Source organism: Nonomuraea coxensis DSM 45129 (genome assembly GCF_019397265.1).
GTDB classification, from domain to species: Bacteria; Actinomycetota; Actinomycetes; order Streptosporangiales; family Streptosporangiaceae; genus Nonomuraea; species Nonomuraea coxensis.
Map to the genome: position 1 here is coordinate 3,190,037 of NZ_CP068985.1, position 22,547 is coordinate 3,212,583.

The 22,547-nt window shown below is 73.3% G+C and carries 23 protein-coding genes; 13 read left to right on the top strand and 10 right to left on the bottom strand.

Translation table 11 applies throughout. The features are described from left to right. Positions 1 to 13 precede the first annotated feature (13 nt). From Nocox_RS14840 to Nocox_RS14855, 4 genes are all read left to right on the top strand, one after another. Positions 14 to 451, top strand: a complete 438-nt coding sequence (locus Nocox_RS14840) for a hypothetical protein (protein WP_020541634.1) — start codon at positions 14 to 16, stop codon at positions 449 to 451. Positions 452 to 465: 14 nt separating this feature from the next. Further along, positions 466 to 1,398: an ROK family glucokinase gene (locus Nocox_RS14845; RefSeq protein ID WP_020541635.1), complete on the top strand. Its 933-nt coding sequence runs from the start codon at positions 466 to 468 to the stop codon at positions 1,396 to 1,398. Positions 1,399 to 1,408: 10 nt separating this feature from the next. Further along, a complete protein-coding gene (locus tag Nocox_RS14850) occupies positions 1,409 to 2,131 on the top strand; it encodes an endonuclease/exonuclease/phosphatase family protein (protein ID WP_026214009.1) in 723 nt (240 codons plus the stop codon). A 152-nt stretch (positions 2,132 to 2,283) separates the two neighbouring features. Next, complete coding sequence (locus Nocox_RS14855; protein ID WP_020541637.1) at positions 2,284 to 3,378, top strand: hypothetical protein; 1,095 nt, start codon at positions 2,284 to 2,286, stop codon at positions 3,376 to 3,378. 16 nt (positions 3,379 to 3,394) lie between these two features. On the opposite strand, the gene Nocox_RS14860 is transcribed toward Nocox_RS14855, so the two are convergent. Continuing rightward, positions 3,395 to 3,856 (bottom strand): hypothetical protein, encoded by a 462-nt coding sequence (locus tag Nocox_RS14860; RefSeq protein WP_020541638.1) that lies wholly within the window; start codon positions 3,854 to 3,856, stop codon positions 3,395 to 3,397. A gap of 46 nt (positions 3,857 to 3,902) precedes the next feature. Next, the gene (locus tag Nocox_RS14865; RefSeq protein WP_020541639.1) at positions 3,903 to 4,661 is read right to left on the bottom strand and encodes an alpha/beta hydrolase; all 759 of its coding nucleotides are present in this window, start codon (positions 4,659 to 4,661) and stop codon (positions 3,903 to 3,905) included. 161 nt (positions 4,662 to 4,822) lie between these two features. Between Nocox_RS14865 and Nocox_RS14870 the strand changes: the two genes are divergently transcribed. Both Nocox_RS14870 and Nocox_RS14875 read left to right on the top strand, forming a co-directional pair. Further along, on the top strand, positions 4,823 to 5,533 hold the full coding sequence (locus Nocox_RS14870; RefSeq protein WP_020541640.1) for a lysophospholipid acyltransferase family protein: 711 nt from the start codon (positions 4,823 to 4,825) through the stop codon (positions 5,531 to 5,533). A 61-nt stretch (positions 5,534 to 5,594) separates the two neighbouring features. Continuing rightward, the gene (locus tag Nocox_RS14875; RefSeq protein WP_020541641.1) at positions 5,595 to 6,020 is read left to right on the top strand and encodes a DoxX family protein; all 426 of its coding nucleotides are present in this window, start codon (positions 5,595 to 5,597) and stop codon (positions 6,018 to 6,020) included. Positions 6,021 to 6,048: 28 nt separating this feature from the next. Here the strand turns inward: Nocox_RS14875 and mmuM are convergent, their stop codons facing one another. From mmuM to Nocox_RS14890, 3 genes are all read right to left on the bottom strand, one after another. Next, complete coding sequence (gene mmuM, locus Nocox_RS14880) at positions 6,049 to 6,915, bottom strand: homocysteine S-methyltransferase (protein WP_020541642.1); 867 nt, start codon at positions 6,913 to 6,915, stop codon at positions 6,049 to 6,051. A gap of 112 nt (positions 6,916 to 7,027) precedes the next feature. Then, positions 7,028 to 9,499, bottom strand: coding sequence for a VIT domain-containing protein (locus tag Nocox_RS14885; RefSeq protein ID WP_020541643.1), 2,472 nt, complete (start codon positions 9,497 to 9,499; stop codon positions 7,028 to 7,030). Beyond that, the gene (locus Nocox_RS14890; protein ID WP_020541644.1) at positions 9,496 to 10,215 is read right to left on the bottom strand and encodes a helix-turn-helix domain-containing protein; all 720 of its coding nucleotides are present in this window, start codon (positions 10,213 to 10,215) and stop codon (positions 9,496 to 9,498) included. The genes Nocox_RS14885 and Nocox_RS14890 overlap by 4 nt, the downstream gene beginning before the upstream one ends. Before the next feature lie 128 nt (positions 10,216 to 10,343). On the opposite strand from Nocox_RS14890, the gene Nocox_RS14895 reads away from it, so the two are divergent. Further along, positions 10,344 to 10,811: a Dps family protein gene (locus tag Nocox_RS14895; protein ID WP_020541645.1), complete on the top strand. Its 468-nt coding sequence runs from the start codon at positions 10,344 to 10,346 to the stop codon at positions 10,809 to 10,811. Positions 10,812 to 10,975: 164 nt separating this feature from the next. Continuing rightward, positions 10,976 to 12,010 carry an alkaline phosphatase PhoX gene (locus Nocox_RS14900; RefSeq protein WP_020541646.1) on the top strand — a complete coding sequence of 345 codons (1,035 nt, stop codon included), beginning with the start codon at positions 10,976 to 10,978 and terminating at the stop codon, positions 12,008 to 12,010. A 10-nt stretch (positions 12,011 to 12,020) separates the two neighbouring features. On the opposite strand, the gene Nocox_RS14905 is transcribed toward Nocox_RS14900, so the two are convergent. Then, the gene (locus Nocox_RS14905) at positions 12,021 to 12,935 is read right to left on the bottom strand and encodes a bifunctional helix-turn-helix transcriptional regulator/GNAT family N-acetyltransferase (RefSeq protein ID WP_026214010.1); all 915 of its coding nucleotides are present in this window, start codon (positions 12,933 to 12,935) and stop codon (positions 12,021 to 12,023) included. A 22-nt stretch (positions 12,936 to 12,957) separates the two neighbouring features. Between Nocox_RS14905 and Nocox_RS14910 the strand changes: the two genes are divergently transcribed. Continuing rightward, the gene (locus Nocox_RS14910) at positions 12,958 to 13,899 is read left to right on the top strand and encodes a lactonase family protein (protein ID WP_026214011.1); all 942 of its coding nucleotides are present in this window, start codon (positions 12,958 to 12,960) and stop codon (positions 13,897 to 13,899) included. Positions 13,900 to 13,979: 80 nt separating this feature from the next. Beyond that, positions 13,980 to 15,005 carry a 6-phosphofructokinase gene (locus tag Nocox_RS14915; RefSeq protein ID WP_026214012.1) on the top strand — a complete coding sequence of 342 codons (1,026 nt, stop codon included), beginning with the start codon at positions 13,980 to 13,982 and terminating at the stop codon, positions 15,003 to 15,005. Between the two features lie 155 nt (positions 15,006 to 15,160). Here the strand turns inward: Nocox_RS14915 and Nocox_RS14920 are convergent, their stop codons facing one another. Both Nocox_RS14920 and Nocox_RS14925 read right to left on the bottom strand, forming a co-directional pair. After that, positions 15,161 to 15,979, bottom strand: a complete 819-nt coding sequence (locus Nocox_RS14920) for an MHYT domain-containing protein (protein ID WP_020541650.1) — start codon at positions 15,977 to 15,979, stop codon at positions 15,161 to 15,163. A gap of 95 nt (positions 15,980 to 16,074) precedes the next feature. Beyond that, on the bottom strand, positions 16,075 to 16,959 hold the full coding sequence (locus tag Nocox_RS14925; RefSeq protein ID WP_033408326.1) for an MHYT domain-containing protein: 885 nt from the start codon (positions 16,957 to 16,959) through the stop codon (positions 16,075 to 16,077). A gap of 186 nt (positions 16,960 to 17,145) precedes the next feature. Between Nocox_RS14925 and thiI the strand changes: the two genes are divergently transcribed. Next, complete coding sequence (gene thiI / locus Nocox_RS14930; RefSeq protein ID WP_020541652.1) at positions 17,146 to 18,345, top strand: tRNA uracil 4-sulfurtransferase ThiI; 1,200 nt, start codon at positions 17,146 to 17,148, stop codon at positions 18,343 to 18,345. Positions 18,346 to 18,373: 28 nt separating this feature from the next. Here thiI and aroF read toward each other — a convergent pair whose 3' ends face one another. Further along, complete coding sequence (gene aroF / locus Nocox_RS14935; protein WP_020541653.1) at positions 18,374 to 19,405, bottom strand: 3-deoxy-7-phosphoheptulonate synthase; 1,032 nt, start codon at positions 19,403 to 19,405, stop codon at positions 18,374 to 18,376. Positions 19,406 to 19,648: 243 nt separating this feature from the next. Here aroF and Nocox_RS14940 point away from each other — a divergent pair, with 243 nt between their 5' ends. Both Nocox_RS14940 and Nocox_RS14945 read left to right on the top strand, forming a co-directional pair. Then, positions 19,649 to 20,245, top strand: coding sequence for a molybdopterin-dependent oxidoreductase (locus Nocox_RS14940; RefSeq protein ID WP_246649790.1), 597 nt, complete (start codon positions 19,649 to 19,651; stop codon positions 20,243 to 20,245). A gap of 113 nt (positions 20,246 to 20,358) precedes the next feature. Further along, on the top strand, positions 20,359 to 21,099 hold the full coding sequence (locus tag Nocox_RS14945; RefSeq protein ID WP_026214014.1) for a LytR/AlgR family response regulator transcription factor: 741 nt from the start codon (positions 20,359 to 20,361) through the stop codon (positions 21,097 to 21,099). Between the two features lie 596 nt (positions 21,100 to 21,695). Here the strand turns inward: Nocox_RS14945 and Nocox_RS14950 are convergent. Continuing rightward, positions 21,696 to 22,538 carry a deoxyribonuclease IV gene (locus tag Nocox_RS14950; RefSeq protein ID WP_033408329.1) on the bottom strand — a complete coding sequence of 281 codons (843 nt, stop codon included), beginning with the start codon at positions 22,536 to 22,538 and terminating at the stop codon, positions 21,696 to 21,698. Between the last annotated feature and the right edge of the window lie 9 nt (positions 22,539 to 22,547).

Sequence of the window (22,547 nt, forward strand, 5' to 3'; positions counted from 1 at the left end):
CAGGGAGGGCCAGATGACCGAGAGCAACGACAGGGATCCGATCGGCACCGTCGCCGACGAGGCGCGCAAGCTGTTCGACTCGATCCAGGGACGCGCCACGCGCCAGGTCGGCAAGCAGGTGTTCAACTCGTTCACCGGCGGCGGCGGGCGGCGGGAGCGCGACGTGTGGGAGGAGGCCGTGTCCGAGCCCCACGACGAGTACGTCTGCCGAGCCTGCCCGATCTGCCGGGCGATCGCGGCCCAGCGGGAGTCCGGCTCCGCCGCCTCCACCGCCGACGTGACCGGTCACCTGATGGCCGCGGGCGGTGAGCTGTTCGCCGCCGTCCGGGGCGCGCTCGACGCGCTGAGCCGCCCGGCCCCGCAGGGCGGCGCCAGGACGGACCCCCGGAGGGAGCCGCGGCAGGACGACCGGGCCGGCCGCGACGACGTGGAACACATAGATCTGGGATAGGGAGAACGACGGGCATGCTCACGATCGGTGTCGACATCGGCGGGACCAAGGTCGCCGCGGGTGTGGTCGACGACCAAGGGAAGATCGTCGAACACACGCTGCGGCCCACCGCCGCCGACCGCCCCGACCTGGTGGCCGAGACGGTGGCCGGCGTCGTTCGCGAGCTGTCCGCGGGCCGGCCGATCGAGGCGGTGGGGGTGGGCGCGGCCGGCTTCGTGGACGAGACCCGCTCGGTCGTGCGCTTCGCCCCCAACCTCGCCTGGCGCGAGGAGCCGCTGCAGAAGAAGATCAGCGACCTGGTCGGACTGCCCGTCGTGATCGAGAACGACGCCAACGCCATGGCCTGGGGTGAGACCAGATTCGGCGCCGGGCGCGGCCAGTCCCACGTGGTCTGCGTGACGCTCGGCACCGGCATCGGCGGCGGCCTGGTCTTCGACGGCGCGCTCTACCGGGGCCGCTGGGGCATGGGCGCCGAGCTGGGCCACATGCAGGTCCAGCCGGGCGGCCGGCCGTGCGGCTGCGGCAACATCGGCTGCTGGGAGCAGTACGCCAGCGGCCAGGCCCTGGTCAAGGAGGCCAGAGAGCTGGCCGAGGCCGTGCCGGAGCGGGCCGGCATCCTGCTCGGGCTGGCCGGCGGCAAGATCGAGGGCGAGGAGATCACCGAGGCCGCCCGCCGGGGCGACGAGGTCGCGCTGCGGGCGTTCGCGTCGTTCGCCGACTGGCTCGGGCAGGGCATGGCCGACCTCGCCGCGGTGCTCGACCCCGGCTGCTTCATCGTCGGCGGCGGCGTGTCCAGGGCCGCCGACCTGTTCATCGACCGGGCCCGCGAGTCCTTCGCCGGCCGGCTCACCGGGCGCGGGCACCGGCCGCTCGCCGACATCCGGCTGGCCGAGCTGGGTGCCGCCGCCGGCGTCGTCGGCGCCGCCGACCTGGCCAGGCAGCGCTAGCGGCCCGGACGTGACGGTCCGGATCGGCACGTACAACCTGCACGGGCTGCGCGACAGCGTGCCCGCGCTCACCCGCGTGATCGCCGGCCTGCGGGCCGACGTGCTGTGCGTGCAGGAGGCGCCCAGGTTCGGCCGGTGGCGGGCCAGGCGGCGCGCGTTCGCCGCCGCGGCGGGGATGCGGCTGGCCACCCCGGGCCGGCTCGGCGGCGTCGCCGTGCTGACCGGGCCCCGGGTGCGGGTGCTGGAGGCGCGCAGCCACGCGCTGCGCGTCTTCCTCGGGCTGGAGCTGCGCGGGCTCGCGATCGCCGTGGTGGAGGCGGGCGGGGCGCGGCTCGCGGTCGGCTCGCTCCACCTCGACCTGCACGACCCGGCGCGGGTGCACCACGCGGCCGAGGCGGTGACGCTGATGGAGCGGGCCGCGGCGCCGTACGGGGCGGCGATCGTGCTCGGCGGCGACGTCAACGAGCGGCCGCACCAGCCGGCCTGGCGCTACCTGGCCGGGCGGCTGTCCGACTGCCACGCGGCAGCGGCGGCGGCCAGGCCCGCGGGCGGAGGACCGCCCGGGGGGCTGACGTTCCCGGCCGCGCGGCCGTCGGCGCGCATCGACGGGGTGTTCGCCGCGCCCGAGGCGCGGGTCGTGTCCTGCGGGAAAGTGGACGCCGCCGCGGCCGACCTCGCCGCCGCCAGCGACCACCTGCCGGTGGTGGCAGAGCTGTGCCTCCCCGGCGCCTGAGGACGGCCCGGAGGCCCCAGGAGGGTGGCACGGAGGGACATCGCGGGACATTCTGGCGCCCGACTCGGGCACCGGGCGGGCGGAGACCGGCGGCCAACCCGTAGCATTTGCTCATGACCCGTCGCTCTCGGCGGCGTGCGCTCTTTCTGATCTTGGCGACGTCCGTGGCCTTGCCGCAGGTCACGCCCGCCGCGCATGCCGATCCCCGCAGCCCCGCCGCGATAGAGGCGTGGCAGCAGTCGACCAGCGTGCGCCTGCAGGCCGACGGCTCGCTCTCCGACGTGCTCGCCGTCTCGCCCGGCGACGTGTGGGCGGTCGGCCAGCAGGAGATCTGGGACGTGTGGAAGAACCGCGGCACCATCCGCCACTGGGACGGCTCCCGGTGGAGCGAGGTGGCCATCCGCGACGCCACCGCGGCCGGCAACCTGCGCAGCCTCGCCGCGGCAGGACCGTCCGACGTGTGGGCGGTCGGCGACGGCCACGACGGGCTGCCCTACCTCGCGCACGGCGACGTGACCGGGTTCGACCGGGTCCGCCCGCAGGGGCTGCGCTCGGGCGACTGGCTCGGCGGCGTCGACGCCAAGGGCGGCAAGGTCGTGGCGGTCGGCAGCCGCGAGAAGCGCGGCCTCGTCCTCACCGGCCAGGGCGGTTCCTGGACGGTCCAGCAGCTCAAGGACAAGGGCGCGCTCTACGCGGTCGCGGGCGGCTTCGCCGTCGGCGACACCGGCACCGAGCCGCTCATCGCGCACAACGCGGGCGGCACGTGGAAGTCCATGCCGCTGCCCTCGATCCCCGGTGGCTATCTCCGCGACATCCAGACCGACAACGCCAAGCGGGCGGTCGCGGTCGGCGGCGTCTACGGCGGCCCCGGCGACATCTCGCCGCTCGTGCTCGTCTGGAACGGCAAGAGCTGGAAGCGGCAGAGCCTGCCCGTCACCGGCGCCCGGCTCTACGGCGTGACCGGCGACGGCAAGGGCCGCTACTGGATGACCGGCTACGACCCCGACCGGGCGGCCGAGCCGTTCGTGGCGCGCTGCGAGAAGGGCACGTGCTCGGTGATCCGCGGCGGCGCCGACAAGGACCGCAGCAGGGTGCGCCTGCAGGCCGTCACCTATCTCTCGGGCAAGGGCGCGGTGTGGGCGGTCGGGCACGCGGTCGACACCTCCGACCGCTACACCGACGTCGTGGAGTCGTTCGCCCCCAAGACCACCGCGGCCGCCGCGTCCGGCGCCGGGACGAGGTCCTGAGCCGGCGGCGCGACGGTCAGAGCACCGCGCCGTCGTCCCAGCCGGAGTCGTTGGGCGGGCCGTCGCCCATGCGCACCACCAGCGCCACGAACCCGCCGATGAACGCCGCCACCGCCGTGAACAGCGCCCACCCCTCCATGTGCCAGTCGGCCATGGCGGCGACCAGGAGATAGGCGGGGCCGCCGAACAGCGCCACCCACGCCACCTTCGTCGCCAGGTCCAGCTTGGGCAGCGGCGGGGGCGGCGGCGGCACGTAGTGCCCCTCCTCCTCGCCGTCCTCGCCCTCGTCCTGCTTGTCCTCGGGCTCGTCGAGGTCCTCCTCGAGCTCCTCCGAGGGTTTCACCACCCTCCGGGTGGGCTCGGCGGGGACGTTCTCGCTGTCCGGCCACGGCTGATCGGCCGAGTCGCGCTCGGCGGTGTCGTTGAAGGACGCGACGATCTGCCGCCAGACCTCGTCCTCGTCACTCTGGGGCGTCACCTAGATGGGCCTCTCCACAGTGATCGCGACTTCCCCCTGGGTGCGATCAGTCCCTCTGCAAGGGTACCGAGGCATGTGTACGGATGAAGTCGAGGCTGCCGGCAAAGATCGTGTCGGCGTCGTTGTCGAGCGTCGCAACATGGTAGCTATCGGTAAGCTCCTCGATCGTGGCGTGCGGGACCCTCCTGCGGATGATCGCCACACTCGTCGGCTTCACCACGTGGTCGTCCATGCTGTGGTAGACGAGCAGCGGCTGCGTCACCCTCGCCAGGTCGGACTGCACCAGGGCCCACAGGCCGGGCAGCGAGGCCGCCGCCTTGACCGGGGTGCGGGCGTAGGCCAGCTCGCGCGCGCCGGCCTTCTTGACGTCGTTCGCCACGCCGGGCACCGACGGCACGAACCACTTCAGCAGCGGCGCCAGCCGCAGCAGCGGGACGTCGTTGGCGATGGACGGGTTGACCACGACCACGCCGCGTACGGCCGGGCCGTGCACCTCGGCGAGCCGCAGCGCCAGGCAGCCGCCGAGCGACAGCCCCGCCACGAACACCTCGGCGCAGCGTCCCTGGAGGTCCTCGAACGCCTTCTCCACCTCGGCGTACCAGTCCTCCCAATGGGTGCGGTTCATCTCCTGCCAGCGCGTGCCGTGGCCGGGCAGGCGGGGCAGCGAGACGCTGAGCCCGCGCGCCGCGAGGAACTCCGCCCACGGCCGCAGCGACTGCGGCGTGCCGGTGAACCCGTGGCAGAACAGCACGCCGATCTGGCCTCCGTCGTGGTGGTAGGGCTCCGCGCCTGGCATGAGCGGCATAACAGCTCCTCCATGCAGTTTCATTCCAGCATTTCATCCTGGAACGGCCCGATCGTCGCACGTTCAAGGGCGTTTGTGCGAGAGCTGGTGTAGTTGCAAGGCGCTCGGGATGGGAAGATGACTCTGCCCGCGGACAAACATGCTGGAAAAGAGGTGCCGGAGTGTTCTACTGGGTGGTCAAGGCCATCTTGGGGCCGTTCCTCCACCTCGTGTTCAGGCCGTGGGCCGAGGGCGTCGACAACGTGCCCAGGGAGGGCGGGGTGATCCTGGCCGGCAACCACCTGTCCTTCGCCGACCACTTCTTCGGCCCGCTCCACCTCAAGCGCAAGGTCATCTCGCTCGGCAAGTCCGACTACTTCACCGGGCGCGGCGTCAAGGGTTTCTTCACCCGGCTGTTCTTCAGCGGCGTCGGCACCGTGCCGATCGACCGCTCGGGCGGCAAGGCCAGCGAGGCGGCGCTCCGCACCGGCCTGCGCATCCTGCGTGAAGGGCACATCCTCGGCATCTACCCCGAGGGCACCCGCTCTCCCGACGGGCGGCTCTACAAGGGCAAGACCGGCGTCGCCCGGCTGGCGCTGGAGTCGCGCGCCCCCGTCATCCCCTGGGCCATGGTCAACACCTACGAGATGATGCCGCCCGGACGGCCGCTGCCCAAGCTCGGCATCCGGCCCGGCGTCAGGTTCGGCAAGCCGCTCGACTTCTCCCGCTACTACGGCATGGAGGACGACCGGCTCGTGCTGCGCGCCGTCACCGACGAGATCATGTACGCCCTCATGGAGCTGTCCGGCCAGGAATACGTCGACAAGTACGCCGTCAGCGCCCGCATCGAGATGGAGCGGGCCGCCCGCGCGGGCGGCGCGGCGCAGCAGTGAACTGACGGTGGCGGTCCGGTGGCGTAGAGTGATGAGCGCTGTCCGGAGCCGAGGAGATCGCATGATCGACCAGACCCGTCCCGTCGTCCTGCTGGTGTCCAGGATCGCCATCGGGGTGATCTTCCTGGTGCACGGCTACCAGAAGTTCGTGACCATGGGCATCGCGGGCACCGCCGAGTTCTTCGCCGCCGCCGGCATCCCGCTGCCCGGGCTGGCCGCGCCCGCCGTGGCCGGGCTGGAGGTGGCGGGCGGCCTTGCGCTCGTGCTCGGCGCGGCGCTGCCGGTCGCGGGCTCCCTGCTCGCGCTCGACATGATCGGCGCGATCGTCTTCGTCCACGGCGCCAACGGGCTGGCCGGCGACGGCGGCTACGAGTTCGTCCTGGCGCTCGCCGCCGCGAGCCTGGCGGTCGGCTTCACCGGCGGCGGCGCCCTCGCCCTGGACAACGCCCTGGCCCGCCGCCGCCCCGCCCAGCCCGCCACCACCTGACCATCGGCCCCCGGGTCCCCGGGCGGGCTCAGCCGAGATGGGCGCGGATCTGCTCGATGTGCTCCGGCGTCGTACGGCAGCAGCCGCCGATGAGCGACGCGCCCGCCTGCCGCCACTCGGCCGCGGCCTGCCCGAACTCCATCGGATCGGCGAGCCCCAGCCAGCGCCGGTGGCCCGCGTCCCAGCTCTCGCCCGAGTTCGGGTAGACCACGACCGGCAGGCCGCCCCGCAGGGCCGCGATCAGCGCGGGCATGTGGCGGGGCGCGGTGCAGTTGGCGCCCACGGCCACCACCCGCGGGTTGCCCGCGAACAGCGCCGCGGCCTCACGGATCGGGGTGCCGTCGTTCAGTCGCTCGCCGTCGCGGCAGGAGAAGCTCACCCACGCCTTGACGCCGGGCGTGCCCTCCAGCAGCCGGGCCAGGGCGCGCGCCTCCGGGTATGAGGGGACGGTCTCGCAGGCCAGCAGGTCGGCGCCGGCGGAGGCGAGGACCTCCCAGCGGGGGCGGTGCCAGGCGTACAGGGCGTCCTCGTCGAGGTCGTAGTCGCCGGTGTACTCGGCGCCGTTGGCGAGGAAGGCGCCGTACGGGCCGACGGACGCCGCCACCAGGCCGCGCCCGGCCGCGTCGCGGGCCTGCCTGGCCAGCTCCACCGACAGCCTGATCAGCGCCTCCGCGCGGGAGGCGTCGAGGCCGCGGCGCGCGAAGCCCTCGAACGTCGCCTGGTAGCTGGCCGTCGTGGCCACGTCGGCGCCCGCCGCGAAGTAGTCGGCGTGCGCCTGGCGGATCAGCTCGGGGCGTTCGAGCAGCAGGCGGGCCGACCAGAGCTCGTCGCTGAGGTCGGCGCCGAGGCGTTCGAGGTGGGTGGACAGGCCGCCGTCGAGGACAAGTGCAGTCACCCGTACAGCGTATGTGCGTCCCGGCCCCCTCCGGCGAGGGTATCTGCGCCCCGGCCCGCTCCAGCCTGCGCGCCCGGGAGCGTGGCGTGTTCCCGGGCGCGGAGGGGTCGCCTCAGGAGCGCTTCCAGAAGGGGCCGCGGCGCGGGGTGCCCGGCGGCGGGACGCCGGGGCCGTCCGGGGCGTCCGGCGGGGTGGCCGGGAAGCCGAGCAGGGCGGTCAGGGACGCGACGGCGTGGTCGTGGAGCGCGCGGGCGTCGGCGCCCGGCCGCTCGGCCGCCTCCAGGTCGCGGGCCAGCGCCTCCAGCCGCTCCTCGCCGCCCAGGTACGCCGCCAGCGCCGCCAGCCGCGTGCCGAGGTCGGCCAGGTACGTCAGGTCGGGCACGGGCAGGGCCCTGAGCCGGTCCAGCTCGGCCACGAGCTGCGGGCGCACCGCCTCCAGCCCCTGCGTACGGCGCGGCGCGGGGCGCGACCTGCCGCGCCCGCGCAGGCCGCCCGCGGGCGGACCGGCGGGGGAGGGGGCCATCGGCGGCGGCATCGGAGGACGCCCGGGGACGCCGGGCCCGCCGCCTCCAGGAAGACCTCCGGGAAGTCCTCCCGGAGCGGGGCGGCCGGGCGCCGAGGTGTCCTGGCCGGAGGCGAGGAAGTCCGGGAGGTCCGGCCCGCCGAAGCTCTCGGCCCCCAGCCCCGGCTCCGGGGCCCGCATCCGGGGCGCGGCGGCCGGCATGGCCATCAGGGCCGCCGCGGCGAAGGTGCCGCCCGCCGGCGGGGCCGGCAGCTCCCACCCGCTCGGCGGCTCGACCGGCTGGATGACGTGGTGCTCGGGCTCGCCGCCGGCGACCTGGCGGGTGTCCACGGCCACGTACGCCGTGAAGCGGCACAACACGCCGTTCTCCAGCGAGACGCGCACGATGCGGGACTCCAGGTCGTGCTCGCCCATGGCGTAGCGGTCCTCCAGCTCGCGCAGGTGCGCGCGGGCCCAGACGGCGCGCAGGGCCGGCGTGCCGGCCGGCGTGCCCTCGACCCGCTCCTCCCACGGACCGTCCGCGCCCGTGCCGCGGACGGTCACCGCCGAGCCTTCGCGGCACCGCCCGTACACGCGCAGCGGCACGCCCGGGAAGATCGAGCCGAGGTGCGTGACGGTGCCGGGCTCGACGTCCAGGCCGCTGAGGGAGAGGTCCGTGACCAGGGGGGCGCCGATGCGACGGTGGATGTGCTCCATGGCGGCGTCGAGGCGGTCCTCCGACTCGACCAGCTCGCACCGGCCCGCGCCGAGCCCGGCCAGGCGGCCGAGGAAACCGGCGTTCACGGCCCGGTCGATGCCGACCGCGTGCACCCGCATGGCCGAGAGCGCGCCGCCCGCCTGCTCCAGGATCTGGTCCTCGTTGCCCACCTGGCCGTCGGTGACCAGCACCACGACCGGCTCCCGCCCGGCCTCGCCGCCGCCCAGCAGCGCGACGGCCTGGCGCAGCGGCTCCAGCAGCTCGGTGCCGCCGCGGGCGTCCACGCGGGCGAGGTGCTCGACGGCGCGGTAGCGGTTGCGGTCGGACGCCTCCACCAGCCCCTCGAAGGCCCGCTCCACCACCGAGTCGAACGTCAGCACCGCGAAGCGGTCCCGCGGCGTCAGCGTGTCCACGATGCGGGCGGCGGCCCGGCGCGCGGCCACCATCTTCCAGCCGCTCATGCTGCCCGACCGGTCGAGCAGCAGCACCAGGTCGCGCGGCGTGCGGGCGGCCTGCAGCGGCGGCGGCACGACGGTGAGCGCGAACGTCCGCGCCTCCTCGCCCGTCCCTCCGCAGATCTGGAGCGACGTGGACGCCTCGAACGACAGGCGCAGGACGAAGTCGCGGTCCAGCCGCTCGCCGGGCCGCAGGCGTACGGTGCCGCCCTCCTCCTCCACGACGTGGAGGCTGGAGGCCAGCTCGCGCAGCTCCAGCCCGGCGGCGTCCACGGTCACGGCCAGCGACAGGCGCACCGGGTGGGGGAAGCCGGGCAGCAGCACCGGCGGCGTGATCCTGGAGGCGTCAGGCACGGCCTCGGTGTCCGGCGCGACGCCGCCGCCCGTGGGCGGGCCGTCGATCGGGTCGCCGGGGATGTAGCGCGGGGCGACGACGAGCGGGAAGCGGAACGTGGCCGCGCCGTCCTCGTACGGCAGCGGCTGGCTCATCGTCAGCCGCACCGAGACGCGCTCGCCGGGCAGGATGTTGCCCACCCGGATGGTGAAGACGTCGGGACGGTCCTCCTCGGCGATGGCCGCCCGCCTGCCCTCGCGCAGCGCCCGGTCGTAGTCGGCCCTGGCCTGCGCGCGCTCCTTGAGCACGCCCTCGACGACGCGGTCGTCGGCCTCCATGCGGAAGCCGGTCACGGCGGCCCGGTCGGGCAGCGGGAAGACGTAGGTCGCCTCCAGCGTGACGTCGTACGGGTTGCGGAAGCCCTGCGTGACCTCGACCCCGGCGATCAGGCCCGAGATGTCCGCCGTGACGTCCACGCTCTCCAGCGGCAGGTTGCCGCGCTCGGTGAGCAAGGCGCCGAACCCGGCCTCGGGCACCGGCAGGCACCGGGCGGGCTCCAGCGAAGTGATCTTCATGTCAGCTCCCTCTCTGCGAGCACCGCGAGCAGCGGGCCCGCCGCCGCCAGCACCGCCTGGACGTCCTCTTCCGACGGGACGCGCCCGCCGTCCCACACGACCCGGACCCCGCCCCCCAAGCTGATCCCCGTCACGATCCCCGTGTCCCCGGCCGCCGCGCCCGCCTCCCTGGACGTGACCGCGCGCGTGCTCCCCGGGGTCGCGGTGTCCGCCGTTCCCGAGGTCGCGGCGCCCGCGTTCGCCGGGCCGGGCGCCGCCGGACGATCCGCCCAGAACCGCCCGCGCCCGGCCTGCGCGCCGTTGGGGGGCGCGGGCCGCGTGACGCCGGGCACGACCGGCGGAGGGACAGGGGGAGAGACAGGCGGAGGGGCCGGCGGAGGGACTGGGGGCGCGATCGGGGGAAGGGCCGGGAGGGACGCGGTCTCCTCCAGGGTGTGGTCCGTCGCTCCGGCGAGCGCCACCTGGATGTCGGCGATCGACCGCCCCGCCGCCTGCAGGCGCTTGACGGCGACGAGCTGCAGCAGGTGCCGCCGCCCGTAACGGGCGACCCGGCCGCGCCGGGTGAGCGGCGGGTCGAGCAGCCCGATCGTGGTGTACCACCGGATCAGCCGTTCCCCGGGCACGTCGCGGACCCGCCCGCTGAGCGGCGCGGCGCCGTCGCGCAGTGCGCGCGCCGCGTGCTCGGCCAGCTCGCCGATGGTCCAGGTCTCGCTCATACCTCCACAATGACACTGTCACTGTTGCAGTGTCAATGTTAGGGCGCCGCCGAGCTGGGCATGGGGACAGACGTTGCCAATCAACGGCAAGAAGGAACAAAACCGACGGACGGGGAGGAATCTCGACAATGGCCACGATCAAAGGTCCGCTCTCGGACGACGCCAGGCACACCGTCGCCGAGTGCCTGCAGGGCGCCCTGGTCGACCTGATCGACCTGTCTCTGGTCGCCAAGCAGGCGCACTGGAACCTCGTGGGCAGCCACTTCCGCTCGGTCCACCTCCAGCTCGACCAGGTCGTCGCGCTCGCCAGGACGCACATGGACACCCTCGCCGAGCGCGCCGCCGCCCTCGGGATCAACCCCGACGGCCGGGCCGCCACGGTCGCCAAGACGACCAAGCTGGCCCAGCTCGAAAGCGGCTGGCTGGAGGACGGCAAGGTGGTCGCGACCATCACGGACTGCCTCGGCGGGATCAGCAAGCGCATGTACGAGCGCATCGAGCAGACCGAGGAGTCCGACCCGGCGACCCAGGACCTGCTCATCGCCGCGGTCCAGGAGATCGACAAGCAGCACTGGATGTTCCAGGCCATGGCCTGAGCGGACGGCGCCCGACACGCCCGGAGCCCGGGGACCGAGGAAGCGGCCCCGGGCTCCGCGCGTGCCCGCCCCCTGGCGAGGTTTGCGCAGAGTTTGAACTCGCGAATCCCTGCCATTCATGTCCGTGCGGTCGACTAGCGTGGCACCTAGAGGGAGGCCCCACGATGTCCCACAAGACTCTCCTCCGCACGGGCCCGCTCACGCAGGGCGGCACCAGCCCGTACGGACCGCTCGGCCTGCCGGACGCCGAAGGTCTCGCGCTGCCCTCGGGCTTCACCGGCCGGGTGGTGGCCCGCAGCGGCCACAAGGTCGCCGGGCTGACCTGGCACGCCGCGCCCGACGGCGGCGCCTGCTTCCCCGACGGCGACGGCTGGATCTACGTCTCCAACTCCGAGCTGCCGCTGCTCGGCGGCGCGTCGGCGCTCCGCTTCCGCGCCGACGGCACGGTGGGAGACGCCTACCGCATCCTGTCGGGCACCGACCTCAACTGCGCGGGCGGCGCCACGCCGTGGCACACCTGGCTGTCGTGCGAGCTCGGCCACCGCGGCCGGGTCTTCGAGTGCGACCCGTACGGCGCGCGGGCCGCCCGGCCGCGCCTGGCCATGGGCCGCTTCCGGCACGAGGCCGCCGCCTGCGACCCCGAGCGGCGCGTGGTCTACATGACCGAGGACGAGCCTGACGGCTGCTTCTACCGCTTCAGCCCCTCCGACTGGGGCGACCTCACCGAGGGCACGCTGGAGGTGCTGTGCGGCTCCGGGCACTGGCGGGTGGTGCCGTCGCCGGCCGGGCTGCTGCAGGAGACCCGCCACCAGGTGGCCGACGCGCGCCGCTTCGACGGGGGCGACGCCTGCCACTACGCGGGCGGGGTCTGCTACTTCACCACCAAGGGCGACACCGGCCTGTGGGCCTACGACGGGCAGAGCGGCACCCTCGACCGGCTGTGCGAGGGGGTGCGGGCCATCACCGCCGCGCCCTCCGGCGACCTCTACGCGGCCCGGCGCAGCACCCAGATCGACGTCATCGCGCCCGACAGGGAGGTCACGCCGTTCCTGCGCCTGGAGGGGCAGGCGGGGGCGGAGCTGACCGGGCTGGCGTTCTCGCCGCGCGGCGACCGGCTCTACCTCTCGGCCCGGCGCGGCCGGGCGGAGGGCCGCACGTTCGAGATCGCCGGTCCCTTCCGCGGCTGCGGGCAGTCCTGACCGGCGGGTGTCACAGGTCGAGCGTCCACCACTGCTCGGTGACCTCGACGCCGTTCTCCGCGCCCTTCTCCTCCGCCGCCAGCCGGAAGCCGGCCGCCTGATAGATGCGCCGCGCGCTCACCAGGCAGTCGCGCGTCCACAGCGTGATCCGCTCGCGGCCGTCGGCCCTGGCGTGCCGCAGGCACTCCTCGACCAACCGCCGCCCGATGCCCATGCCGCGCGCGGACGGCTCCACGAGCAGCATCCGCAGCTTCGCCTGCCCGTCGTCCTCGCGCACGTAGAAGACGCAGCCCAGGCGCTCGCCGCCCGCCTCGGCGATCCAGCCGGCGTCCTTGGTGAAGTCGAGGCCCGCGACGATGCCGGCGACGGTCTGCTCGAAGGCGGTGCCCCAGCCGTACTCGCCGCTGTAGAGGTCGGCGTGCCGCTGGACGACCCAGCCGAGGTCGCCGGTGCGCGGCGGCCTGATGACGTACGGCTCCGGCCGGCGCTCCCCGGCGGTCAGCAGCGACCTGATCGTGGCCATGCCGCCGACCAGCCGCCCCTGGTCGGCCTCGGGCAGCCCGGACAGCAGCCGCTCGATCTGCGCCGCCGAGCGCCGGTCGAGGTCGGCGTACGTGGCCGAGCCCTTGTCGGTGAGCCGGACGACCTGCTTGCGCGCGTCGGCGGCCGAACGCTCGCGCCGGATCAGCCCTTCGGCGTCGAAGCGGGTGAGGATCCTGCTGAGGTAGCCGGCGTCGAGGTCGAGCAGCGAGCGCAGCTCCCCGGTCTCCATCGGCTCGGCGTGGGCCAGCTCGAACAGCACCCTGCCCTCGGTCAGCGAGTACGGCGAGTCCAGCATGCCCGCCTGCAGCACGCCGATCAGCTGCGTGTAGAAGCGGTTGAACGCTCTGACCTCAGAAACCCTTGCTTCCGTCAACGAACTCATTGCCACAGTCAACCATGATTGGATGGGACCTGTGAAGCTCCTGCACATCGGCGGCTACGGCCCCGGCATCCTCACCTTCGCCGGCGGCGGCGAGGGTGAGCTCACCCGGGTGGCGGCGCCGTCGTTCCTCGCCGCCCATCCCACGCTTCCGGTGCTCTACGCCGCCGGCGAGCTCGAACGCGGCTGGCTCACCGCCTTCGCCGTCCGCGACGACGGGCTCGCGCCCCTCGACGAGCGGCCCAGCGAGGGCTCCAGCCCCTGCCACGTGGCCGTCGACCCGTCGGGCACGCTGCTGGCCGCGGCCAACTACGGCGACGGCACGGCGGTGCTCCACCGGCTCGACGCGCGGGGCGCGTTCGAGGGCGAGCCGATCGTGCTGCGCCACGAGGGCTCCGGCCCCGTGCGGGAGCGCCAGGAGGGCCCCCACGCCCACCAGGCCGTCTTCCACGACGGCGTGCTGCACGTCTCCGACCTCGGCACCGACGAGATCCGGCGCTACCTGCCCGACGGCACGCCGCTGGAGCCCCTCACCCTGCCTCCCGGCACCGGCCCGCGCCACTTCGCCTTCGCCGGGGGCCGCCTCTACGTCGCGGGCGAGCTCGACGGCACCGTCACCATGATCGAGGAGGACGGCCGGCGCACGATCGCGCCCGCCTCCCGCGTCGCGGACGTCGCCAACGCCCCCTCGCACCTCGAGGTCGACGGCGCCCACGTCTACGTCGCCAACCGCGGCCCCGACACCATCGCCGTGCTGAGCGCCGCCGACCTGGCGCCGGTGGCCGAGGTGCCCTGCGGCGGCGCGTGGCCGCGCCACTTCGCCATCGACGGCGACCGCCTCTACGTCGCCAACCAGCACGCGGGCACGGTGACCGTCCTCGCCCTGGCCGGCGGCGTGCCCGCGCCCACCGGGGAGTCGTACGCGGTGGAGAGCCCCGCCTGCGTGCTGGTTCGGCGTTTGGTCTAGACCACTGGCCAGGGATACGGGCAGAATGCGAGTCTGAATACTGAGGTCAGGTTCGTGAACCCCAACGGGAGGAACCCGCCATGCGTATAGGAGTGCTCACAGGGGGCGGCGACTGCCCCGGGCTCAACGCGGTGATCAGGGCTGTCGTGCGTAAGGGGGTGAGCGTCTACGGCCACGAGTTCGTGGGCTTCCGCGACGGCTGGCGCGGGCCCTTGGAGGGCGACACCATGCCGCTGGACATCCAGGCCGTCCGCGGCATCCTTCCGCGTGGCGGCACCATTCTGGGCTCCTCGCGCACCAACCCCATCAAGATCGAGGGCGGTGTCGACCGGATCAAGGAGAATCTGGCGGCCGGCGGGGTGGACGCGCTGATCGCCATCGGCGGCGAGGACACCCTGGGCGTGGCCAGGCAGCTCTACGAGCGCGAGGTCAACGTCGTGGGCGTGCCCAAGACGATCGACAACGACCTGTCCGGCACCGACTACACCTTCGGCTTCGACACGGCCGTCAACATCGCGACCGAGGCCATCGACCGCCTCCACACCACCGCGGAGTCCCACCACCGGGCGCTCATCTGCGAGGTCATGGGCCGCCACGCCGGCTGGATCGCGCTGCACGCGGGCATGGCGGGCGGGGCCAACGTCATCCTCATCCCCGAGAAGCCGTTCGACATCGACCGGGTCTGCGAATACGTCGAGTCCCGCTTCCGCACCCGCTACTCGCCCATCATCGTCGTCGCCGAGGGCGCCCACCCCGTCGAGGGGCAGATGGCGCTGCAGGCGAGCGAGCTGGACGCGTTCGGGCACGTGCGGCTCGGCGGCATCGGCGAGACCCTGGCCAGGGAGATCGAGAAGCGCACCGGCAAGGAGGCCCGCACCACGGTGCTCGGCCACATCCAGCGCGGCGGCACGCCGACGGCCTACGACCGGGTGCTCGCCACCAGGTTCGGGCTGCAGGCGATCGACGCGGCCCACGAGGGCGACTACGGCACGATGGTCGCGCTGCGCGGCACCGACATCGTCAGGGTGGGCCTCGACGAGGCGACGTCGGAGCTGAAGACGGTGCCGGTCGAGCGTTACGCCGAGGCCGAGGTCTTCTTCGGCTAGACCGCCGGCTGCAAGCCGCCTGCAAGCGCCGGCCGTACCTTTGAGCCAGCGGGGTTTTCCGCTACAACCCGCTCAAGGGTACGGCTTGCGCCGCGGAGAGTCGGCGGCCCACCACGTGTCGCAGGCCGTACCCCGTAGATATCGGGGGAGCGACGTCACCTCCGGGGCGTGCCGAACAGGTTCATCTCCGGCACGCCCTCCTCCGCGCGCCCGCGCAGCCGCTCGCGGAACTCCGCCTCGCCGCGCAGCTCCTTCTCCGACGGCGACAGGATGAGCGCGAGCAGCAGCCCCACGGTGACCAGGCTGAGGCCGACGATCAGCGGCAGCAGGAAGTCGATGCCGCGCGCGCCCGGCAGCGTCACCAGCTCCGTGTGCTCCCGTACCGACAGGGCGAACATGCCCGTGTAGTGCATGCCGGAGATCGCCACGCCCATCACCAGCGCCGCCGCGCCGATCCGCAGCGCGCCGCTGACCCGCAGCGTGAACCACAGGGCCGCCGTGGCCGCCCCGATCGCGACGAGCACCGACAGCGCCACGACCGCCGGGTCGTAGGAGAGGTGGGCGGACATGTTCATGGCGGACATGCCGAGGTAGTGCATGCCGGCGACGCCGAGCCCGGTCAGCAGGCCGCCGCCCAGCAGGTACGGCAGCCGCTCGCCCCGCCGGGACACGAGGAACAGCCCGAGCCCCACGACGACGATCGCGAGCGCCGCGGAGGCGGCCGTGCGCGGCACGTCGTAGCGGATGACCGTGCCGCTCACGGAGAAGCCCAGCATGGCGATGAAGTGCATGGTCCAGATGCCGGTGCCGCCGATCGCGAGCGCGGCGCCGAGCAGCCAGTACGTCGCCTCGCGCCCGCCCATGAGCCGCGCACGGGAGGTGAGCATGAGGCCGAGCATGCTGCCGGCGGCCGAGATGAGGTAGGCGACGACAGGCGTCAGCAGCCCGAAGGAGAAATGGTCAAGAGGTGACATGACTCACCGGTCCCTTACGCAGAGACAAGGGAGTATGCACAGGGAGTCGCCGCGGGCGCAACCGCCCGTCGCAGAACTGTGCCTAGGAGACGTGCCTAGGAGACGTGCGGCACTCCCGGCTCCCGCTGCTCCCGCGGCGCCGGAGCGGGGACCGGCGGGCGCGGGCGGGCCAGGCGCTCCTGCCGGGCCGTACGCCGGCGCAGCTCCAGCTTGGCCACGAGCTCGGCGTCCTCGTGCAGCTCCTCCTCCGACGGGGACAGCAGCACCATGAGCAGCATGGTGAGCGTGATCAGGCTGATCACGGTCATGAGCGGGACGAGGAAGTCGAGGGCGTCGGCCCCCTCCACCGGGGCGGACCGCCCGTCCGCCGTCGCGTGCACGGTGACGCGCATGGCGGCCATGCCGGTGTAGTGCATCCCGGCGACCGCGAGGCCCATGACGAGGGCGGCGCCGGTGATCCAGATCGGCTTCCTGACCCGCAGCGTGAACCAGAGCGCCGCCGTCGCCGCGACCACGGCGATCGCCACCGAGAGCGCCACGGTGGCGCGGTCGTAGGAGACGTGGGCGGACATGTTCATGGCGTACATGCCGAGGTAGTGCATGGAGGCCACGCCGAGGCCGGTGAGCAGGCCGCCGCCGAGCAGCGCGGGGAGCCGGCCGCGGCCGTAGGTGACGAGGAACAGGCCGGTGCCGACGACCACGATCGCGACGGCCGCGGACGCCACGGTGAGCGGGACGTCGTACCTGATCCTGGTGCCGTCCACGGCGAAGCCCATCATCGCGACGAAGTGCATCACCCAGATGCCGGTGCCGCCGATGGAGACGGCCGCGCCGAGCAGCCAGCGGGTCCGCGCGCCCCCGCGTGAGGCGTGCGCCTGGGCGGTGAGCCGCAGTCCCAGCATCGACCCGAGGCACGACATCACGTACGCGAGCGCCGGGGTGAGCGGGCCGTGGGTGAAGTGGTTCACAGCAGAGGTCATGGAGCGAAGATCCTCGGGGTTAGGGGTCACCGAAGTCTGCCATCACGGATGTCCCTTTCGCATGGATATCTGAACTATCTGTCAAATGATCTGTCGGAAACGGCGCAGGCCCCGCGCGGACTAAACTCGGTGGGCCACGGCGTTGCCATGAAGGCCGCCGTATCCCCGTTCCCCGGAGGTTCCACCATGACGATGTCCGCCCTGGGCGAGCCGTGCGTTCTGCTCAAGCTGGGCGAGATCGTCCTCAAGGGCAAGAACCGCGAGCTGTTCGAGCGCCGCCTGATCGCCAACATCCGCCACGCGCTGGAGGGCAGCGTCGACCTCAAGACCGACGTGCGCAAGCGGCACGGCGTGATCGCGATCTTCCTGCCCGAGGGCACGACCGTCGAGCAGGCCGAGGCCGTCGCGCAGCGCGTCGCCGAGGTGCCCGGGCTGGTCTGGATCCACCGGGCCTGGCGGGTCGCCAAGGACCCCGAGGCCGTGCTCAAGGCCGGCGTGGAGCTGGTCGGCGAGACCGAGGAGGCCAAACGCGGCGCCCGCTTCGCGGTCCGCTCGCGCCGCCGCGACAAGCGCTTCCCCCTGCGCTCCAACGAGCTCGACCGCCTCGTCGGCGGCGCCATCAACGACGAGTACGGCCTCCCCGTGGACCTGCGCAACCCCGAGCTGACCCTGCACATCGAGGTCGACAGGGACGAGGTGTTCGTCTTCACCGGCGGCATCCCCGGCCAGGGCGGCCTGCCGGTCGGCAGCAGCGGCCGGGCGCTGGTGCTCATGTCGGGCGGCATCGACTCCCCGGTGGCCGCCTACCGCATGATGCGGCGCGGCCTCCACGTCGACTTCCTGCACTTCTCCGGCATCCCGTTCACCACCTCCGAGTCGATCTACAAGGCGTACGCGCTGGTGCGCAAGCTCGACCGCTTCCAGGGCCGCTCGCGGCTCTGGGTGGTGCCGTTCGGCAAGGCGCAGCAGTCGATCCGCACCTCCGGCCAGGACCGCCTGGCGGTCATCGCGCAGCGGCGGCTCATGCTCAAGACCGCCGAGGAGGTCGCCCACCGCATCAAGGCGGCCGCGCTGGTCACCGGCGACGCGCTCGGCCAGGTCTCCTCGCAGACCCTGACCAACATCACCGCCCAGGACAACGCGGTCGACCTGCCGATCCTGCGCCCGCTCATCGGCTGGGACAAGACCGAGATCATGGCCGAGGCCCGGCGCATCGGCACGCTGGAGATCTCCGAGCTGCCCGACGAGGACTGCTGCTCCCTGCTGGCCCCCAAGCGCGCCGAGACGCGCGCCAAGATCGAGGACCTCAAGCAGATCGAGCGGCGGCTGGACGCGGAGGAGCTGTGCGTCCAGCTCGCCGACTCGATCCAGGAATACACCCTCTAGCGGGGCCGACGACGGCGGCGGCGCGGGCTCAGAGCGCCAGCGCCGCCGCGGCCGACTTGCCGAGCAGCGGCGGCAGGTCGGTCATGGTCTGGGCCAGCTCGCCCAGGTCGTCCTCCACCAGCGCCTGCGGGCCGTCACAGAGCGCCTGCTCCGGCTGCGGGTGCACGTCGATGATCACGCCGTCGGCGCCCACCGCCACGGCCGCCCTGGTCAGCGGCAGCACCAGGTCGCGCCGGCCGCCCGAGTGCGACGGGTCCACGATCACCGGCAGGTGCGACAGCCGCTGCGCCACCGGCACCGCCGAGACGTCGAGCGTGTTGCGGGTCGCCTGGTCGAAGGTGCGGATGCCGCGCTCGCACAGCACGATGTCGAGGTTGCCGCGCTGGGCGACGTACTCGGCGGCCATCAGCCACTCCTCGATGGTGGCGCTCATGCCGCGCTTCAGCATCACCGGCCGGCCGGCCGCGCCGACCGCCTGCAGCAGCGCGAAGTTCTGCATGTTGCGGGTGCCGACCTGGAGCATGTCCGCGTACCTGGCCACCAGCTCCACGTCCTGGGCGTCCACCACCTCGGTCACGATCGGCAGCCCGGTCTCCTCGCGCACGTCCGCGAGGATGCGCAGGCCCGCCTCGCCCAGCCCCTGGAAGGCGTACGGCGAGGTGCGCGGCTTGAACGCCCCGCCGCGCAGCAGCCGCGCCCCGGCCGCCTGCGCCATCCTGGCCGCGTCCAGCGTCTGCTGGTGCGTCTCCACCGCGCACGGCCCCGCGATGAGCGTCACGGTGCCGGGGCCGATCGGCACGCCGCCCACGTGGACCGTCGAGCGTTCGGGATGGTTCTCCCGGCTCACCAGCTTGTACGGGGCCGAGATCCGCATGACGTCGCGCACCCCGGTCATGCCGCGCAGGCTCGCCCCGTCGAGCTGGGCCACGTCGCCGACCAGGCCGACGATCGTGCGCCGCACCCCCTTGCTGACGAACGCCTCCACGCCGGCCGCCTGCACGAGGGCGACGATCGCCTCGACATCGCCGGACGTGGCCTCGGGCCCCATGACGATCACCATCTGAACACTCTTCCCTTCCCGGAAAACACGAAAGGCCCCGGGTCCGTCAGGACCCGGGGCCTTTCGTTCGCCTGTCTGCTAGCGCAGCGTCAGATGGCGAACGGACTCGGGTCCGTCGCCATACCAAAACAGGAACGCGTTGCGCATAGTGTCCGCATCCTATCGCATGAGACCCGGCCGCGAGCCGCACGCGGGCCGGTGGCAGGATGTCCGTCAGACGCGAGACCGGTGAGGGGAGAGATCGTGGAGGAGTCGCGCCTGCCGCCAGGCCAGTACGTCCCGCGCGGCCGACCCGTCATCCACTACGGCAGGGTGCCGCAGTTCAGGCCGGAGACCTGGAACTTCAAGGTGTTCGGCGCCACCGCCTCGGGCGAGGAGCACTGTTTCGCCTGGGCCGAGTTCGAGTCCCTGCCCCGCGCGACGCGCGTGGCCGACTTCCACTGCGTGACCAAGTTCTCGCTCATGGCCAACGAGTGGCGCGGCGTCACCCCGGCGACCCTCATGGCGGCCGCCCCGCCCGACCCGGGCGTCAGCCACGTCATGATCTGGGCCGAGTACGGCTACAGCGCCAACCTGCGCATGTCCGACTTCACCGCCCCCGAGACGCTGTTCGCGATGGAGCTGGACGAGAAGCCGCTCACCGCCGAGCGCGGCCACCCGGTCCGCATCGTGGTGCCCCACCTGTACGCCTGGAAGAGCGTCAAGTGGGTGCGGGCCGTCGAATACCTCCTGGAGGACCGGCGCGGGTTCTGGGAGGAGCGCGGCTACCACAACGTCGCCGACCCCTGGCGCGAGCAGCGCTACTCCTACCAGGAAGAACCCGGCGAAGGACCTCCCTGACCTCACCCTCGGCGCGCGAGGCCGAGCCGCGTGCCGCCGAAGTGTAGCCGGATCATCACCCTCGGTTGGCGTGTCGCTTGTGGCCTTCGCGTTCATGCGGCAGCGTGGCAGCCATGCTGAGAGTGCTGGCCGTGGACGACGAGGTCCCCGCCCTGGAGGAGCTGGCCTACCTGCTGCGCCAGGACGACCGGATCGAGCACGTCTCGACCGCGGCCGACGGCATCACGGCGCTGCAGGACATGGTCCAGATGATCGGCGGTGGCGAGCGGCTCGACGGCGTGTTCCTCGACATCCGCATGCCGGGGCTCGACGGCCTCGACCTGGCCCGGCTGGTCGGCGGCTTCCCCAGCCCGCCCCGGCTGGTCTTCGTCACCGCCCACGAGGAGTGCGCGGTGCAGGCGTTCGAGCTGGAGGCGGTCGACTACCTGCTCAAGCCGGTCCGCGCCGAACGGCTGTCGGAGGCCGTACGCCGCCTGCAGGCCGTCACGGCGCCGGTGGTCAAGCCGGCCCAGGACGACGTCATCCCGGTGGAGCTGGGCGGGCGCACCAGGTTCGTGCCGCAGCAGGCCGTCCGCTACGCCGAGGCCAAGGGCGACTACGTGCGGCTGCACACCGTCGACGGCAGCTACCTCGTCCGCATGTCGCTGGCCGCGCTGGAGCGGCGCTGGTCGCAGGCCGGGTTCCTGCGCATCCACCGCAGCACGCTGGTGTCGGCGCGGCACGTCAGCGAGCTGCGGTTCGAGGGCGGGCGGGTGACGCTCACGGTCGGCGGCGAGCAGCTCCCGGTCAGCCGCCGGCACAGCCGCCAGGTGCGCGAGCAGCTCGTCCGCCAGCACCGGGGCGTGATCTCGTAAGGGCGTGAAACGGGGTGCGGGCGCGTCCCGCACCCGCGCCGCAGGCGGCGGCGGGCCTGCCCGCGCGGATGGGAATGATTTCCCTGGTCACATGCCCTGGGGCGGCGGGCGGAAGAGGTCTGACGAACATGCGAACGCATGTGCCCGGGAGCCGGGCGCGCCCCGGAACCTGCCGCTCGTCGCCCCGCGGTGACCGCTCGTCGTCAACGCACTCTCCGTACACCGCTGACTACTGACCGTTCGACGCGCTGGCCGTGAACAGGGTTTCGCTCCCAAGATCGCATCCGTAGTGTCGAGGCCATCGGAAGCCACCCCGGCGCATCGGGGAACGAGCCGGAGGGCTCACCGCAGGTCTGATGCGCCGGACTCACCGGCGGCCATCGCCGGCCGCCGCGGCGGCCGGGCCCTTGACCGGGGGGTGGGGCCCGCCACGCCGGCTCGTGAAGGGGCGCCCGCAGCGGCCGGTTCCACCGGCCCCGCGATCCGGCCACGGGGGCGGTCGGATCGCGCGAGCGGGCGCCCCTGTCACGGGCTCCCGGCGTCACGCCACCCCCGTCCCAGGCGGCCCCGTCCCAGACAGCCCCGTCCCAGGCGGCTCAGTGGGCGTCGCGCAGCTTCTTCAGCAAGGCGATGTCCTCGGCGTGCTTGGGCGCCTTTCCCGGCGTCTCGATGCAGATCGGCACGCCCGCCACCGCCGGATGCCGCATGATCGCCCCGAACGGCTCCGCGCCGATGTGCCCCGCCCCGATGTTCTCGTGCCGGTCCTTCTTCGCCCCGCACACGTCCTTGGAGTCGTTGGCGTGGATCAGCTTGAGCCGGCCGGGCGCGATGCCGTGCAGCGCGTCGAACGTCTCGGCCACCCCGCCCGGCGCGGCCAGGTCGTGGCCGGCGGCGAAGGCGTGGCAGGTGTCGAAGCAGACGCAGGCGCGCGGATGCCACTCCAGCGCCGCCAGGTAGGGCTCCAGGTCCTGGACGGTCGCGCACAGCATGGCGCCCTGCCCGGCCATCGGCTCCAGCAGCAGGTCGGGCCCGCCGTCGGGGATCTCCTCGAGCAGCGGCAGCAGGTGCTCGCGGAGCTGGCGCATCGCGTCGTCACGCGGCTGCGTCACCGCAGAGCCGGTGTGCACCACGACGCCCTTCGCGCCGGTCTCCACGCCGCGCCGCAGCGCGTGCCGGACCACGGCGACCGAGTTGGCGAGCGTCTCAGGGTTCGGCGAGCCGAAGTTGACGAGGTAGGGCACGTGGATGAAGGCCGTGACCCCCGACTCGGCCAGCTTGGCGTCCTCGTCGGGCCTGCCGTCGTTGAGCGCCCAGCCGCGCGGGTTGGTGACGAACACCTGGATCATCTCGGCGCCGATCTCGGCCATGTACTTCAGGCCGCCGGTCGCGAGGCCGCCGGTCACGGACACGTGTCCGCCGATCAGGGATGTTGGGCTCATGATGGCCCC